Genomic DNA, 14,947 nt, shown 5'->3' on the forward strand with positions numbered 1-14,947 from the left:
GCAAAATTGGTGATAAACGTGCTTCCATCTCTCTTCGCCCCGGCCGCGCCGGCCATCACGCCCCTCTACGACCAGCACGGCCGCCCGCTGGAATACCTGCGCCTGGCCGTGACGGACCGCTGCAACCTGCGCTGCTTCTACTGCATGCCCGAAGAAGGCATCAAGTACATGCCCAAACACGAGCTGCTGAGCTACGAGGAAATGCTGCGCCTCACGGGCCTGCTGGCTGGCCTGGGCGTGCGCAAAGTGCGCCTCACGGGCGGCGAGCCCTTTGTGCGGCGCGACCTGATGCCCTTCATGGAGCGCCTGGCCCAGTTGCCCGGCATCGACGATATCAGCCTGACTACCAACGGGGTGCTCACCGCGCCGCATGTGCCCGCCCTGGCCCGCCTGGGCGTGAAGGCCGTGAACCTCAGCCTCGACACGCTGGACCGTGAACGGTTCTTCCAGATTACCCGGCGCGACGAGCTGCCCAAGGTGCTGGAAACCTTCCATGCCCTGCTCGATGCGGGTATTCAGGTGAAAATCAACGCCGTGGTGATGGACGGCCAGAACATCGACGCCCTCGTGCCGCTGGCCGCCCTTAGCCGCGACCTGCCCGTGGACGTGCGTTTCATTGAGGAAATGCCCTTCAACGGCGGCAGCCACGCCGCCGGTCCCGCCACCTTGCCCTGGAATCACGTCCGCATTCGCCAGCACCTGGAAGACCATTTTGGCGCGCTCCTGCCGATAAGCATGCCGGCCGGGGCCACGGCTTCGGAATATCGCATTGCCGGGCACCGGGGCACGGTGGGCATCATCGCGGCCTACTCGCGCACCTTCTGCGGCACCTGCAACCGCCTGCGCCTCACGGCGGAAGGCGGCATCAAAACCTGCCTCTACGACCAGGGCGTGCTCGATACCCGTGCCCTGCTGCGCGGCGGCAAATCCGACGAGGAAATTGTAGCCGCGCTCTCGGCCGCTTTCCGCCACCGGGCCGCCAACGGCTTCGAGGCCGAGCGGCAGCGGCCCCTGCACCAGCTCAGCTTCGAGAGCATGGCCACGATTGGGGGCTAAAGGGCTTTTGGGCCTCCGGGCTTTACCTTGCCAACTGGCGAGGCAAGTGCTTCCCTGGGCTGCGGCCGGCTGCTTATGAAAGTTGTGCTGATTGTGATGGGCGTGGCGGCGGCGCTGTACGTGCTGCTATGCGGCGTGCTGTATTTCAAGCAGGAGAAGCTGCTGTTTGCGCCCACGCATTTGCCGGCCGGCTACCAATTCCATTTCCCGGGCCAGTTTGAGGAGCGGTGGACCACCGCCGCCGACGGCACCCGCCTGCACGGATTGCTTTTTAAAGCGCATGATTCGAAAGGGCTGGTGTTCTACCTGCATGGCAACGGCGGCGCGCTCAATAGCTGGGGCGACGCGGCGGCTACCTACACCGCCCAGGGCTACGACGTGTTCCTGCTCGACTACCGCGGCTACGGCAAAAGCGGCGGATGCATCAGCAACCAGGCCCAGATGCTGGCCGATGTGGACACCGTGTACCGGAAACTCCTGCCCGAATACCCCGAAAATCGCACCGTCATTCTCGGCTATTCGCTCGGTACCGGGCCGGCTACGTGGCTGGCCGCCCGCCACCATCCGAAGCTGCTGGTTTTGCAGGCCCCATACTTCAGCATGCGTGATATGGCGGCGCGGCTCTACCCATTTGTGCCGGGCTTCATCCTGCGCTACCCCATGCCGACCAATGAGTTAATTGGCCAAGTCAGCGCGCCCATCGTGCTGTTTCACGGCGACCACGACGAAGTCATCGACTATAATTCGACCCTTCGCCTGAAGGCCCTGCTCAAGCCCACGGACACGCTCATTGTGCTGCCCGGGGCCGGCCACAACGGTATGACCAACAACCCCGATTACCGGCGGGCGCTGGCTCGCCTGCTGCAATAGTGGCTGCACAATAAGCCCGTTGCGCCCCCTGCCGTCATTGGCTGTAAGCATCGGTGGCATAGAGCCCGGATTGAGTGCCAGCCCAACAGGAAGCCACGCAAGCTGCTGCGATTCAGACAATCATGTGCTTGTAGGAATGAGCGCGCATAGTAACTGCCTTCAGAGGCTCGGATTAGCACACTGTATAATGAGTTGAGTCATATTTAGTGTGAAGCATAATATTGTAATTTATGGCGAAATAGTAGGAATGTAATGTTGGTTAAGGCATAGATTATGAGTAGGTTAATTTAGATAATCATTGTACATTTGTTGATTCTGTCCAAGAAATATTATTTGAAATATGGTCGTTTTCTACAATAATTATAACTCTTCTAATTCAGATTCTATTGAGTTGCTGCCCACCGGTCAGAAAGACCAAACGCTCACTGAACAGCTAGCCGATTTACGGCACGCGCTGACCTTGGCGCAGGCCGAAAACCGCGCCCACCAAGCCCGTTTCACCATGCTGATGCAGGCAGCGGGCGAGGCCGTGTTGCTGACCACCGCCCAAGGCCGGGTGCTGGCCACCAATCAGTTGTGCCGCGAGCTGTTTGGGCTGCCGGCCGACCCCGGGCTTCACGGCCCGGAGCTGGACGTAACTGCTGCCGTGCAACACTGCTTCCGCGAGCCGGCCGGATTTGGGGCTTGCACGCGGGCCTGGCGCGCCGCCCGTGCCGCCTCGGCCACCGGGGATTTTGTCCTGGCCGATGGCCGCGTGCTCGAATGCCGCTACGCCGTGCCCGCCGATGAGGACCTGGGCCACCTGCTCACGTTTTGCGATGTGACGGCGGTGCGCCGCGCGGCGGCCCTGGAGCAGGAGCTGGCCGGGCAGCGCGCAATGTTCACAACCTTGCTCGACCAGCTGAAAGTAGAAGTGGCCGTGTTTGATGCCGATGCCCGCTACCGGTTTGTGAATGCCCGCTGCTTCCGGGAACAAGCCATGCTGGAGTGGATAATCGGCAAAAATGATTTTGAGCTGGGTGCCCGGCGGGGCCGGCCAGACGAGCTGGCCCTGCGGCGGCAACGGCTGTTTGCCGAGGCCGTGCAGACGCACACCGAAGTGATTTGGGAAGAAGAATTTACGTCGATTGACGGGCCGCAGCAGATGCGGCGGCACTTTATTCCGGTGTTCTGGCCCGATGGCACGTTGCGCATGGTAGTGGGCACGGGTTCGAATATCACGCGCCGCCGCCAGGCCGAGAAAAAGCTGATTGAGCAGCGCGCCTTCTACCAATACGCTCTCGACCACATTCCCTGCGACATCGGCGTGTTCGATGCCGAGGGGCGCTACCTGCTCGTGAATGCCACCGGGATTAAGGATGCCGCCAAGCGCGAATGGGTCATTGGCAAGGATAATTTCGAGTATTGTGCCGAGTATGGCCACCCCATGAGCCTGGCCGAAGAGCGGCAGGCCCGCATCATGGAAGCCTTCAGCGGCAACGCGCTGGTGACGTATGAGGAAAGCTTCGACCGGCCCGGGGGCATGGTGCATCAACTGCGCTGCCTCCAGCCGGTGTACCATGCCGACGGCACGCCGCAGATGGTGGTGGCCTACGGCCTCAATATTACCGACCGGGTGAACACCGAGCGGCAGCTGCGCCACGCCAAGCTGGCGGCCGAGTCGGCGGTGCGGGCGCGGGAGCTGTTTCTGGCCAACATGAGCCACGAAATCCGCACGCCCATGAACGCCATTCTGGGCATGAGCCAGCTGCTGGCCAAAACGGCGCTGGCCCCCGACCAGGACAGCTACCGCCAGGCCATCGCCACATCGGCCGAGCATTTGCTGGTGATTATCAACGACATTCTCGACCTCTCGAAGCTCGAAGCGGGCAAGATGGCGCTGGAGCACGTCGGCTTCACGCCCGCACACCTGCTGGCCGAAGTGGAGCAAACCCTGCATTATAAAGCCGTGGAAAAAGGCCTGTGCCTCAGTACGGAGGTGGCCGCCGCCGTGCCCCGCGTGTTGCTCGGCGACCCCTACCGCATCCGGCAGGTGCTGCTGAACCTGGCCGGCAACGCCATCAAGTTCACCGAAAAAGGCCGCGTGACCATTGCCTGCGACTACGTGCCCGCCACCGACGGCACCGGCCCCGGCGAAGTAATATTCCGGGTGGTCGACACCGGCGTGGGCATCGAGGCGGAGTTTGTGCAGAGCATGTTCAACGAGTTCAGCCAGGAAGACTCGTCGGTTACGCGCAAGTTTGGTGGTACGGGGCTGGGGCTGAGCATCTGCCGCAACCTGCTGAAGCTGATGGGCAGCGAGGTGCAGCTGGAAAGCGAGAAGAACGTGGGCACCCAGATGGAATTTGCCCTGCGCCTGCCCGTGGGTTCTGCCCTCGACCTGACCCCCAAAGAAGTGCTGCCCGCCGACAGCCCCATCCGGCAGGACCTGCGCAACAAGCAAGTGCTGCTGGTGGAAGACAACCGCTTCAACCGCCAGATTGCCAAAACCTTCCTCAACCACGCCCATGTGCAGGTGACCGAGGCCGAGCACGGTGCCGTGGCCGTAGAGCTGGCCCAGCACCAGCACTTCGACCTGATTCTGATGGATATCCAGATGCCGGTGATGGATGGCTACGCCGCCACGGCGCTGCTGCGCCAGCAACTGGGCCTAGCCACGCCCATTGTGGCCCTCACGGCCAACGCCATTACCGGCGAGCGGGAAAAGTGCCTGGCCGCCGGCATGGACGGCTACCTCACCAAGCCATTCAAGGAGGAGGAGCTGCTGAGAATCGTGAGCCGGTTTGTGCTGCGGCCGGCCGAAGCCGCCGACGCCCTGCCGGTGGCTTTGGCGGCAATGCCTTCCGCTGCCGTCCCCGTCACCAATCCGCTGTATGCGGTGGATGAGCTGCTGAAAGTGGGCCAGGGCGACCTGGACTTCGTGGCTTTCATGCTGGAGACGTTTGTGGAAAGCTGCGAAGATGCGCTGGCCGGCCTGGCCCAGGGCATGCAAACGCAGAGCCTTGCGCTGCTAAAAGCCACCGCCCACACCCTTGCGCCGAGCCTAGTACACCTGGGTGCCCTGCACCTGCTGCCCCCGGTAAAAGCCCTGGACCAGTGGCCTGGCAGCTTCGACCCCGAAACCTTGCGGCCGCTAACCGACACCATTGCCGAGGGGCTACGCGAAATCATGGCTCAGATTAAGCAGGACACGCAGGTGTAGGGCGAGCCGGCGGCGGTAAAAAACGTTGGTTCGTATTTATGGTAAAATGTTGTCTGATTGTGTATTGCAATTAAAGTGGGATGCGTTGCAGAGCGGTAACGTTTGCTGCCAGGGCGGCGCAATTTTTGATTCGGAAGCAACTTATGGCGGTGGCGGGGCGTTGCGAGAGCTTAGTTTTGCCCCGACTCGGCACCCATTTTGGTGCTGGGCAGGGTGCTGACCCGGCGCATTAACATGATTTCATTGGCTTCTCCCACTGGGTTGATTTCCCGCAAAACCCACCGCTTAGCCGTGGGGGCTTTGTTCTTTTTATTGGGCTTGTGCTTTGCCAGCTGGGCCTCGCGCATTCCGAGCGTACAGCAAAAGATGGGCATTTCGGAGGCCGCGCTGGGCGGCGTGCTGCTGGCCATTCCGCTGGGGCAATTGCTGTCGCTGCCGCTGGCGGGGTGGCTGGTGGCCAAGCACGGCAGCCGCCGGGTGGTGATGTGGGGCGTAGTGCTCTACGCCACCGCGCTGCTGGGGCTGGGCTGGGCCGGCAGCCTCTGGCAGCTGCTGCCGTGCCTCATTGTGTTCGGCGTGGGCGGCAACCTTACGAATATTTCGGTGAATACCCAGGCCGTGGGCGTCGAGCGGCTGTATCAGCACAAGCCCATCATGGCCTCGTTCCATGGGCTGTGGAGCCTGGCGGGGTTTGTGGCGGCGGCCGTGGGCTCGTTTATGATTGGGCACGCGGTGCCACCGGGCGTGCATTTTGTCTTCATCTCCCTGTTTATTCTGGCCGGACTGGCGGTGAGCGCCGGCTCCACCGTGCGCGAAGATTTGGGTGTTGACCCCGACCAGCCCATCTTCGTGAAGCCCGACAAGGAGCTGCTGGGCCTGGGAGCCATTGCCTTCTGCGCGCTCATTTGCGAGGGAGCCATGTTCGACTGGAGCGGGGTGTATTTCAAGAAAGTCATTCACGCCGAGCCGGCCTGGGTGGGTGCGGGCTACACGGCCTTCATGAGTACCATGGCGCTGGGCCGGTTCGGGGCCGACTGGCTGGCTCATCGCCTTGGCCCGAAGCGCGTCATTCAGCTCAGCGGCCTGCTCACCGCCACCGGCCTGAGCATTGCCGTGGCCTGGCCCACGCTGCCCATGGCGCTGCTGGGCTTTTTGCTGGTCGGTTTTGGCACGTCGGCGGTGGTGCCGCTGGTGTACTCGGCGGCGGGCAAATCGACGCATATGTCGGCCGGGATGGCGCTGGCGGCGGTGTCCACCATTGGCTTCTTCGGGTTTCTGCTGGGGCCGCCGGCCATTGGCTTCGTGGCGGGTGCAACGAATTTGCGGGTGTCATTCGCGCTGATTGCGGTGATGGGGCTGTGCGTGTCGGCAGTGGCGAGTAGGGTGCGGGTGTAGGGTTTGAGAGTAGGGGAGAAGGAATATAAAAGCCCGTCATGCAGAGCGCGGCGAAGCATCTTTACCGCATAAGTAATTCTAACATTTAGGGTAGTTACGCAGTAAAGATGCTTCGCTGCGCCCTGCATGACGTTCGCCTTTTTATCAAACCCAAAGCCCACCCCCAATGCCCGACAACCCCACTGCCACCAAATACACCTGGGACGATATGCCCAAAGAACAGGTGACCGACCAGCTCTCGCGCCGCCTCATCACCGGCGACAAGATGATGCTGGCCCACGTTTACCTCAAAAAAGGCTGCATCGTGCCCCTGCACCAGCACCACAACGAGCAGATTACCTACATCCTGGAAGGTGCGCTGCGCTTCTGGATTGGCTCCGAAGAGGCCGAACCCATTGTGGTGGGCGTGGGCGAGGTGCTGCACATTCCGTCCAACGTGTGGCACAAGGCCGAAGCCATCGAAGACACGCTGGACGTGGACATCTTCAGCCCGCCCCGCCAGGACTGGCTCGACAAATCGGATGACTACCTGCGCCTGAAATAGCCCGGTTATGGACCTCGGACTGAAAGGAAAAGTAGCGCTGGTGGCCGCCGCCAGCCAGGGCCTGGGCCGCGCCGTGGCCGAGGAGCTGGCCGCCGAAGGCGCAACGCTCATCCTCTGCGCCCGCCATGATGCGGCCTTGCAGGAAACCTGCGCCGCCATCGCGGCCGCCCACGGCACGCCCGTGCTGGGCCTGGCCACCGACGTGGCCGACCCCGCCGCCGTGGCCCGCCTCGTAGAAGCCGGCCTGGCCCGCTTCGGCCGCATCGATATTCTGGTGACCAACGCCGGCGGCCCGCCCGCCGGCACCTTCGACACCCTGAGCGCGGCCCAGTGGGAAGCCGCCACCCACCTGCTGCTGGGCAGCGTGGTGGAGCTGACCCGCGCCGTGCTGCCCGGCATGCAGGCGCGGGGCTGGGGCCGCATCCTCAACATCACCTCTATTTCGGTGAAGCAACCGGTGGCCAACCTCATGCTCTCCAACAGCCTGCGGGCGGCCGTGACGGGCATGGCCCGCACCCTGGCCACCGAAGTGGCCGCCCAGGGCATCACCGTCAACAACATCCTGCCCGGCTACACCCGCACCGAGCGCGTGGTGGGCCTGGCCGATGCCACCGCCGCCCGCGAGGGCATTACAGCGGACGAGGCCACGGCGCGTTGGGAGGCCGAAATCCCCATGCGCCGGCTGGGCGAGCCGCGCGAGTTCGCGGCGCTGGCGGCGTTTCTGTGCTCGGAGCGGGCCAGCTACATCACCGGCACGTCGGTGCCGGTAGATGGCGGCTGGATTCGCGGGTTGCTGTAATCCGAACAAAGAAGCCCGTAGCCCGTCATGCAGAGCGCAGCGAAGCATGATGTTCCGTGAATATATCAAAATCAAAAGCCGTGACCGAAACCCTCACCCACCGCCAGAAGATGCTCACCTTCGCCGGCATTCTGCTGGCCATGTTTCTGGGGGCGCTCGACCAGACCATCGTGAGCACCGCGCTGCCGCGCATCGTGGCCGATTTGCACGGGCTCGACCGGTTTACGTGGGTGGCCACGGCCTACCTGGTGGCCAGCACGGCGCTGGTGCCCATCTATGGCAAGCTGGCCGATATGTACTCGCGGCGCACGATTGAGATTGTGGCGGTGAGCATTTTCCTGGTCGGTTCGGGACTGTGCGGACTGGCGGGCGAGTTTGGGCCGCTGCCCGTGCTGGGCGATGGCATGACGCAGCTGGTGGTGTTCCGGGCCATTCAGGGCTTTGGCGGGGCGGGGCTGTTTGCCATGGCCTTCATCATCATTGCCGACTTGTTTGCCCCGGCCGAGCGGGGGCGCTACCAGGGGTTTACGGGGGCCGTGTTCGGCACGTCGTCGGTGCTGGGGCCGTTGCTGGGCGGCTTTCTCACGGATAAGGGCAGCAACCTCATTCCCGGGGTGGCGGGCTGGCGGCTGGTGTTCTACGTGAACCTGCCGCTGGGCCTGCTGGCCCTTTGGTTCATCATCACCCAAATGCCCCCGCTGCGCCCGCGCACCGAGCCCAAGCCCTTCGATTATATCTCGGCCGGCCTGCTGATGGCCGGGCTGGGGCCGCTGGTGGTGGCCTTGCAGCTCAACCGGGCGCTGTATCCGTGGTCGGGCGCGCTCACGCTGGGGCTGCTGGCCGGGGCGCTGGTGGCGCTGGGCCTGTTTGTGGTGCGCAGCCTGCGGCACGAGAACCCCATTCTCAACTTCAGCCTGTTCCGAAACCCGGTGTTCCGCACGGCCAACGCGGCGCTGTTTTGCATGGGCGGGGCGTTTTTGGGCGTTATCATTTTCGAGCCGCTGTTCATGGTGAACGTGCTGGGCGAGTCGGCCACGCGGGCCGGGGCCAGCCTCATGCCGCTGTCGCTGGGCGTGGTCACGGGCTCGATGCTGGCCGGCCAGATGGTGTCGCGCTTCGGCCACTACAAGCGCTGGATGCTGGGCGGCCTCGTACTGCTACTGGTGGGCCTGAGCCTGCTGGCCACCATGCCGCCCACCGTGCAGTACTACCAAGTGCTCCTCTATCTGGCCGTGTGCGGCCTGGGCCTTGGGCCAACGATGCCGCTTTACACCCTGGCCATTCAGAACGCCACCGTGCCCGCCCTCATGGGCCAGGCCACCTCGGCCAGCCAGTTTTTTCGGCAAATTGGCGGGGCGCTCACCGCCTCGGCCCTGGGCGCGGTGCTGGCCTTCACGCTGGCCCACAGCCTGCCGGCCGTTGCGCAGTCCCGCCCCGCCGCCGGCCCGGCGGTAGTGGCGGAAGGGCCGGCCGTGCCCACCACCACCGCCGGCGCGGCCGACCCGGCGGTGCGGGCGGCCTTCGCCACGGCCATTCGGCGGGTGTACGTGGTGGATATTTTGCTGGTGGTGGGCGGCCTGCTGCTCACGCTGCTGGTGCCGGAGCTGCCGCTGCGCAAGGCCAATGAGAACGCGCCGGCCCTGGCGGAGTAGGGGCGGGGTCGTACCCGGAGGGCTTGCCCCTACTCGTTTCAGCGTTCCGCCCGTACCTTCGCCGCGTTGGTTCTCGGTTTGATTTCCTTTAATCAGCGGACGGTTTTTAACCCCGGTTTCGGCCGGGGTAAAGATTAAAAGGGAATCGGGTGCAACTCCCGAACAGACGCGCTACTGTGAGTTTCCCGGCCTTCACCAGCCGGAGCCGGTGGCTCCACGCATGCCCATTGGCCCCCTGAAACCGGGCCGAGAAGGGCGGGGCCGGCCCGAAATAAGTCAGGAGACCTGCCGGCCGCCGAGTGATGCTGCCCTCGCGCTTTGGGGCTGGCATCGGCGGTGCCGTGCCGCCGCGCCTGGGGCGCGGCCGGGGCGGCGTGCGGCCGGTGGCGGGCTTTGGCAATAAGGGGCTTGAATGCAAACGGAGGCCGTTTCTCACCCCTCACCCCGTTGCCCATGCTTCTTGCCGACCGCATTGCCCGCGCCGAAACGCGCATCTTCAAAGCCGTGTTCCCCAACACCACCAACCACTACGACACCCTGTTCGGTGGCACCACGCTGCTGCTCATGGATGAGGTGGCCTTCATCGCCGCCACCCGCTTTTCGCGCCTGAAAATGGTGACCGTGTCTTCCGAGCGGGTCGATTTTACGCACCCCATTCCCGGCGGCTCGCTGGTGGAGCTGGTGGCCAACATCGAGCACGTCGGCCGTACCAGCCTCAAAGTGCGCGTCGAGCTATTTGTGGAGCAGATGTATTCCGAAGACCGCCACAAGGCCGTGACCGGCCTGTTCACCTTCGTGGCCGTGGACGAGCACAAGCAGCCCGTGCGGATTCTCGCCGAAGAACCGTCGGCCTCACCAACGCTGGTAACGCCACCTTTGGCCTCATAGCGGGCCTTACCAACATTGGTAGGACCACATTTGGTCTTAATTCCTGCCCTACCAACGTTGGTAACGATGGGCTTGGGGCCAAAAATGGCCTTACCAACGTTGGTAGGGCTGGGTTTGGAGCTAAAGGTGGCCCTACCAGCGAACACCATCTGCAAGGCCAAAACAACCCACCCCAAACTATGGGAGCAGGGTTTGGCGCTAAATTCTTCTTCCATAGTTTGGGTTGGCCGGTTTTAAGCCCAAGCCCGCCACCCCAAACTATGGCTGGTGCGTTTGGGACCAAAACCCGTCACCCCAAATTATGGCTGGCTGATTTTCGCCTTAATTCCTCCACCCCAAACTATGGGAGGCGGGTTTAAGCCCCAAACCACCGCCCATAGTTTGGGGTGGGCCAGCGGGGCTAGTGCTTCCCCAGCCCCACCCAGCCGCGCTGCATGGCGTAGTAAATGGCCGTGCCCACAATCAAGCCCACCAAATACCCATACGGCAGGCCGGCGCAGAGCAGCCCCACCAGCAGCGCCACTAACAAATCGGCGCGGCTCGTGCTCACGTCGCGCAGCAATGTGGCCAATGACAGCGCCTCGAACAGCAGCAGCACGCCCAGCACCGGCAGCGGAAAAATCTGCACCACCTCGGCAAAGCCCTGGCTGAAAAACAGCCCCATCACCAGAAAGATGCTGCCATAAATGACCACCGAGCCGCCCGTGCGCGCCCCAAACGCATAGTGCCCCACCATGCCGCCCGAGCCGTGGCACACCGGAAAGCCCCCGAAAAACGGGTTCACTAGGTTCATCAGCGCGTAGGTGAAGCTGATTTTACGGATGGTGAGCGGCTCGCGCTCCGGAAATAAGTCCTGCGCCACCTGCTTGGTGGCCAGAATGGAGTTGCCGAGCGAGAGCGGAATCTGGGGCAGCGCCAGCAGCACCGCGCCGGTGAGAATATCCTGTGACTGCGGCAGGTGCCAGGTGGGCAGGTGCAGGCCCACTGCCCGCTGCGCCGTGGCCAAATCGAGTTTGAACACCAGCGCATACGCCACGCCCAGGGCAATGACGATGAGCGCCGCCGGCCAGCGCCGGTTGCCAAACAGCACCACCGTCACGGCAAAGGCCGCCGCCGCCAGCGCGTAGCCCGCCGCGCCATCGGCGCCCACATATTTGGTAAGGGCCAGCGTGGCCAACTGCAAGGCCAGCCCGAACTGGATGCCGCGCACCACGGCCTTGGGCACCAGCCGCGCCAGCACATCAATGAGCCCGGTTATCGACAGGAAAAACATGCTGATGCCAATGGCCAGCCCCCCTCCAAAGATGACGCGCCCCGGGATTTTCTGGGCAATAACCAGCGCCGCGAAGGCCTTGAGCGGCTGCACCGGCATAGGCATCCGGTACCACAGGCCGGTAAAAACCTGCATCAAGCCAAACAGGATGAGCACCGAAGCACTGTCGATGCCCGAGGCGGCGATGACGCCGATGAGCAGCGGCAAATCGGTGCCGAGGTCGCCAAACGCGCCGGCCAGCTCGTTGCGGTCGAAGCGGATGGGCGGGCGGGCAGGAGCAGGGCGGGGGAGGGCGGCGTTAGGAGTCAAATGGTTATGCGACAGTAGACGTAAAAATATTAAAAATTCGTGTGCTACAGCAGTTTACGGAGAAAAAAAGAGTTCATCGGGGGCGTTGCCAGGTTCACCTCCGATTATGGATGGTTTATCTAAAAGTTAAAGTTTTTGTTCACTATATATGGGTAATGCCTTCAACAAAGACATCGGGTATACTATAATTTTGTAGCCCTTCCCACACTGATTATTTCCTATTCTACGCGGCCACAAAGATGCCCTTTTCCTGCCTTGTGTTGGCAGCGCCCCAATTGGCCAGGGCACCAGTAATGGCCTAGCGAAGTCGGATTGCGGTCAGGTATCATACTCTCCAAGGATTATCATCCTTGGCGCTGGCCTTGCATTTATTCAGCTGCATTCCTCAAAAACTTCTATTTCGCTACAGTTTTTCCGTCTAATTGCAAATTTCTCTTCTTATTTGACTATGATTGCACGTTTACGCCGGTGGTGGTGGTTGGTTCTTCCCGTAGCTATACTCGTTTGGGCCAATTGGCAGGCCCCCGAAATGCACCATTACATGCAGCCGGCCGATTCCGTCATCTGGCAGCTGGCTCCGTTGGAAAGCCCCGATGCCGCCCGTACGCTGGAAACCCGGCTGTCCGCGCAGCCCGGCGTGGCCGCGTGCAGCGTGAGCCCACGCACCAGCTGCATTGCCCTGGTATACCACCCCGACGAGGCGACGCCCGATGACCTCTACCGAGCCATTGGACAGAGCGGTTTTCGGGTGATAACCAATCCCCCGGTCCAGACGAGTACCGCCCGCCAATGCCCTGTGCCGGCCGGGTACTTCGTGTTCCTAGACAAAGTGCGCTTTGCCCTGAACCTGCGCCGTTTGTTCGTTTCCGTGTAAGCGCTTCCGGCCGGCCTCAGCATCAGCTATGGCTGCCTACAGCGGACAATAATCACCCCTGTTTCCCCCATTTCCCTTTTTTCTTTATTTATGCACAAACTTCAACGCTCTTTAGTTGGTGCCTGCTTTCTGGCCGCCAGCTTATTTACCACTGCTTGCAGCAAGTCGAAAGACGCGCCGGCACCCACGCCTGCCCCGCAGGAGTCGTTGTTCATCCGCATGGGTGGCGCGGCCGGCATTGAGGCCCTGACCGACCAGATGGTGGCCAACGTAGGTGCCGAAACCGGCCTAGCCAGTTCCGTGATGCTGCGTACGCACCTGCCCATGCTCAACGCCGTGAACGGCGTGAATGGTGCCGCGCCCACCGACCCCACCCGCCTCACGCGCCTGCGCAACAGCGTGGTGGACCAGTTTTCGGAAATCACCGGCGGCCCGCTCAAGTACCAGGGTCCCGGCATGCTGAACGTCCACACCGGCATGCACATCACCGATGCCGAGTACGATGCGTGGCGGGTGCTGCTCGACAATGCGCTGGCCAAGCGCAACATCCCGGCCAAGGAAAAGGCCGAGTTTACTACTCTCATCGACGTAATGCGGCGCGACGTGGTAGGCCACTAGCCTGCTCGGTTCAGTAGCTCCCCGGATATTTCCTTGCTGCATTGGCGGGGAAGTATCCGGGGTTTTTGCATCATATTGCGTCATATAATGTTCGTGGGAACGCCGCTGGGGCATCCAGTGCGACGTGCTGCACCTCATTCCGCCGCTTTCTCGGCCACTTCGCCCAGGTATTCGCCGCTGGTCAGGCCGCGCCGGAAACGCAGCGGCCGCAGTCGCTTGCCCAAGGCTTCGGCGGCCATTTCGTGGTCCAACTCGCCTTCGGTGTGGGCCAGGAAAATGGTCGCCACGCCGTTGCCGATGAAGTTGGTGATGCTGCGGGCCTCCGACATAAACCGGTCCACGCCCAGCAGCAGGGCCAGGCCCTCCACCGGAATCACCTTCATGGCCGTGAGCGTGCTGGCCAGCACCACGAAGCCGCTGCCCGCCACGCCCGCCGCACCCTTGCTGGTCACCATCAGGATGCCCATCATGGTCAGAATCTGCGCGCTCGAAAGCTCGATATGGAACACCTGGGCCAGAAACAGGGTCGAGAGCGAGAGGTAAATCGTGGTGCCGTCGAGGTTGAAGGAATAGCCCGTGGGCACCACTAGCCCCACCACCGGCTGCGCGCAGCCCATGCCCTCCAGCTTTTCCATTAGGCCCGGCAGGCCGGCCTCGGATGAGGACGTGCCCAGCACAATCAGCAATTCGGCCTTGATGTAGCGGAGAAACGACCACATGCCGATGCCGCAGTAGCGCAGAATGGCCCCCAGAATGAGAAAAACGAACAGGCCCATGGTCAGGTACACCGTCACCATCAGCTTGCCCAGCGGGAGCAGCGTGGCGATGCCGTACTTGCCAATGGTGAAGGCCATGCCCCCAAATGCGCCAACGGGCGCGAGCAGCATCACTAGGTGCAGCCCCCGGAACACGTATTTCGAGCACTGCTTCAGGAAGTGGATGATGGGCTTGCGGCCGGCGTACTTGCTGAGCACAATGCCCAGCACGATGGCCACGATGAGCACCTGCAAGGTCAGGTTATCGGCCAGAAAGTGGCCCCAGGAGAACTCCGTGGCCCGTTTCGTGAACTCGCCCACCTTCCCGGTATCGAGCTTGCCGGTGCTCACGCCTGCCCCCGGCCGCACCAGCGCCGCCACGCCCACCCCAATGAGCAGGGCCAGCGTGGTCACGATTTCAAAGTATAGCAGCGCCTTGCCCCCGATGCGCCCCACCTTCTTCAAATCGCCCATGGTGCTGATGCCAAGCGTGATGGTGAGGAAAATAATGGGGTTGATGAACAGCTTGACCACGTCGATGAAGCGCTTGCCCAGGGGCTCCATCTGCACGGCCAGGGCCGGCCGGAAGTGGCCCAGCAGCGCCCCGGCCCCGATGGCCAGCAGTACCCAAAACGTGAGGTTACGGGTGATTTTTTTGATTTTCATAGGCAGCGCAGGCAGGGAAATTTGGGGCAGAGTTAGACCGGAAAGG

The 14,947-nt window shown here is 62.6% G+C and carries 12 protein-coding genes and 1 riboswitch; of the genes, 10 read left to right on the forward strand and 2 right to left on the reverse strand.

Features of this window, described 5'->3' with window-relative positions; all coding sequences use genetic code 11:
* Positions 1-18 precede the first annotated feature (18 nt).
* The 8 genes from moaA (at position 19) to ACVWYF_RS18540 (ending at position 10,406) form a co-directional block, all read left to right on the forward strand.
* Complete coding sequence (gene moaA, locus ACVWYF_RS18505) at positions 19-1,056, forward strand: GTP 3',8-cyclase MoaA (RefSeq protein ID WP_457070761.1); 1,038 nt, start codon at positions 19-21, stop codon at positions 1,054-1,056.
* 75 nt (positions 1,057-1,131) lie between these two features.
* Positions 1,132-1,926 carry an alpha/beta hydrolase gene (locus ACVWYF_RS18510; protein ID WP_457070763.1) on the forward strand — a complete coding sequence of 265 codons (795 nt, stop codon included), beginning with the start codon at positions 1,132-1,134 and terminating at the stop codon, positions 1,924-1,926.
* 340 nt (positions 1,927-2,266) lie between these two features.
* Positions 2,267-5,128, forward strand: a complete 2,862-nt coding sequence (locus ACVWYF_RS18515; protein WP_457070765.1) for a response regulator — start codon at positions 2,267-2,269, stop codon at positions 5,126-5,128.
* Between the two features lie 243 nt (positions 5,129-5,371).
* A complete protein-coding gene (locus tag ACVWYF_RS18520; protein WP_457070767.1) occupies positions 5,372-6,523 on the forward strand; it encodes an MFS transporter in 1,152 nt (383 codons plus the stop codon).
* A 166-nt stretch (positions 6,524-6,689) separates the two neighbouring features.
* Positions 6,690-7,067: a cupin domain-containing protein gene (locus ACVWYF_RS18525; protein WP_457070769.1), complete on the forward strand. Its 378-nt coding sequence runs from the start codon at positions 6,690-6,692 to the stop codon at positions 7,065-7,067.
* 7 nt (positions 7,068-7,074) lie between these two features.
* Positions 7,075-7,866 carry an SDR family oxidoreductase gene (locus ACVWYF_RS18530; RefSeq protein WP_457070771.1) on the forward strand — a complete coding sequence of 264 codons (792 nt, stop codon included), beginning with the start codon at positions 7,075-7,077 and terminating at the stop codon, positions 7,864-7,866.
* 80 nt (positions 7,867-7,946) lie between these two features.
* Positions 7,947-9,518, forward strand: a complete 1,572-nt coding sequence (locus tag ACVWYF_RS18535) for an MDR family MFS transporter (RefSeq protein ID WP_457070773.1) — start codon at positions 7,947-7,949, stop codon at positions 9,516-9,518.
* Positions 9,519-9,601: 83 nt separating this feature from the next.
* Positions 9,602-9,825, forward strand: a riboswitch (cobalamin riboswitch).
* Between the two features lie 146 nt (positions 9,826-9,971).
* Positions 9,972-10,406: an acyl-CoA thioesterase gene (locus tag ACVWYF_RS18540; RefSeq protein WP_457070775.1), complete on the forward strand. Its 435-nt coding sequence runs from the start codon at positions 9,972-9,974 to the stop codon at positions 10,404-10,406.
* A 400-nt stretch (positions 10,407-10,806) separates the two neighbouring features.
* Here the strand turns inward: ACVWYF_RS18540 and ACVWYF_RS18545 are convergent, their stop codons facing one another.
* Complete coding sequence (locus ACVWYF_RS18545) at positions 10,807-11,988, reverse strand: putative sulfate/molybdate transporter (RefSeq protein ID WP_457070777.1); 1,182 nt, start codon at positions 11,986-11,988, stop codon at positions 10,807-10,809.
* A 448-nt stretch (positions 11,989-12,436) separates the two neighbouring features.
* On the opposite strand from ACVWYF_RS18545, the gene ACVWYF_RS18550 reads away from it, so the two are divergent.
* Both ACVWYF_RS18550 and ACVWYF_RS18555 read left to right on the forward strand, forming a co-directional pair.
* Complete coding sequence (locus ACVWYF_RS18550; protein ID WP_457070779.1) at positions 12,437-12,862, forward strand: hypothetical protein; 426 nt, start codon at positions 12,437-12,439, stop codon at positions 12,860-12,862.
* A 90-nt stretch (positions 12,863-12,952) separates the two neighbouring features.
* Positions 12,953-13,480 carry a group I truncated hemoglobin gene (locus tag ACVWYF_RS18555; protein WP_457070781.1) on the forward strand — a complete coding sequence of 176 codons (528 nt, stop codon included), beginning with the start codon at positions 12,953-12,955 and terminating at the stop codon, positions 13,478-13,480.
* Between the two features lie 134 nt (positions 13,481-13,614).
* Here the strand turns inward: ACVWYF_RS18555 and ACVWYF_RS18560 are convergent, their stop codons facing one another.
* The gene (locus tag ACVWYF_RS18560; RefSeq protein ID WP_457071169.1) at positions 13,615-14,895 is read right to left on the reverse strand and encodes a cation:dicarboxylate symporter family transporter; all 1,281 of its coding nucleotides are present in this window, start codon (positions 14,893-14,895) and stop codon (positions 13,615-13,617) included.
* Positions 14,896-14,947 lie beyond the last annotated feature (52 nt).

It is taken from the genome of Hymenobacter sp. UYAg731, assembly GCF_054061335.1.

What these genes read in the sequence shown, in the direction of transcription:
- ACVWYF_RS18525 (WP_457070769.1), top strand. Translation starts at nt 6,690, where the DNA reads ATGCCCGACAACCCCACTGCCACCAAATACACCTGGGACGATATGCCC.
- ACVWYF_RS18510 (WP_457070763.1), top strand. Translation starts at nt 1,132, where the DNA reads ATGAAAGTTGTGCTGATTGTGATGGGCGTGGCGGCGGCGCTGTACGTG.
- ACVWYF_RS18555 (WP_457070781.1), top strand. Translation starts at nt 12,953, where the DNA reads ATGCACAAACTTCAACGCTCTTTAGTTGGTGCCTGCTTTCTGGCCGCC.
- ACVWYF_RS18540 (WP_457070775.1), top strand. Translation starts at nt 9,972, where the DNA reads ATGCTTCTTGCCGACCGCATTGCCCGCGCCGAAACGCGCATCTTCAAA.
- ACVWYF_RS18530 (WP_457070771.1), top strand. Translation starts at nt 7,075, where the DNA reads ATGGACCTCGGACTGAAAGGAAAAGTAGCGCTGGTGGCCGCCGCCAGC.
- ACVWYF_RS18515 (WP_457070765.1), top strand. Translation starts at nt 2,267, where the DNA reads ATGGTCGTTTTCTACAATAATTATAACTCTTCTAATTCAGATTCTATT.
- ACVWYF_RS18550 (WP_457070779.1), top strand. Translation starts at nt 12,437, where the DNA reads ATGATTGCACGTTTACGCCGGTGGTGGTGGTTGGTTCTTCCCGTAGCT.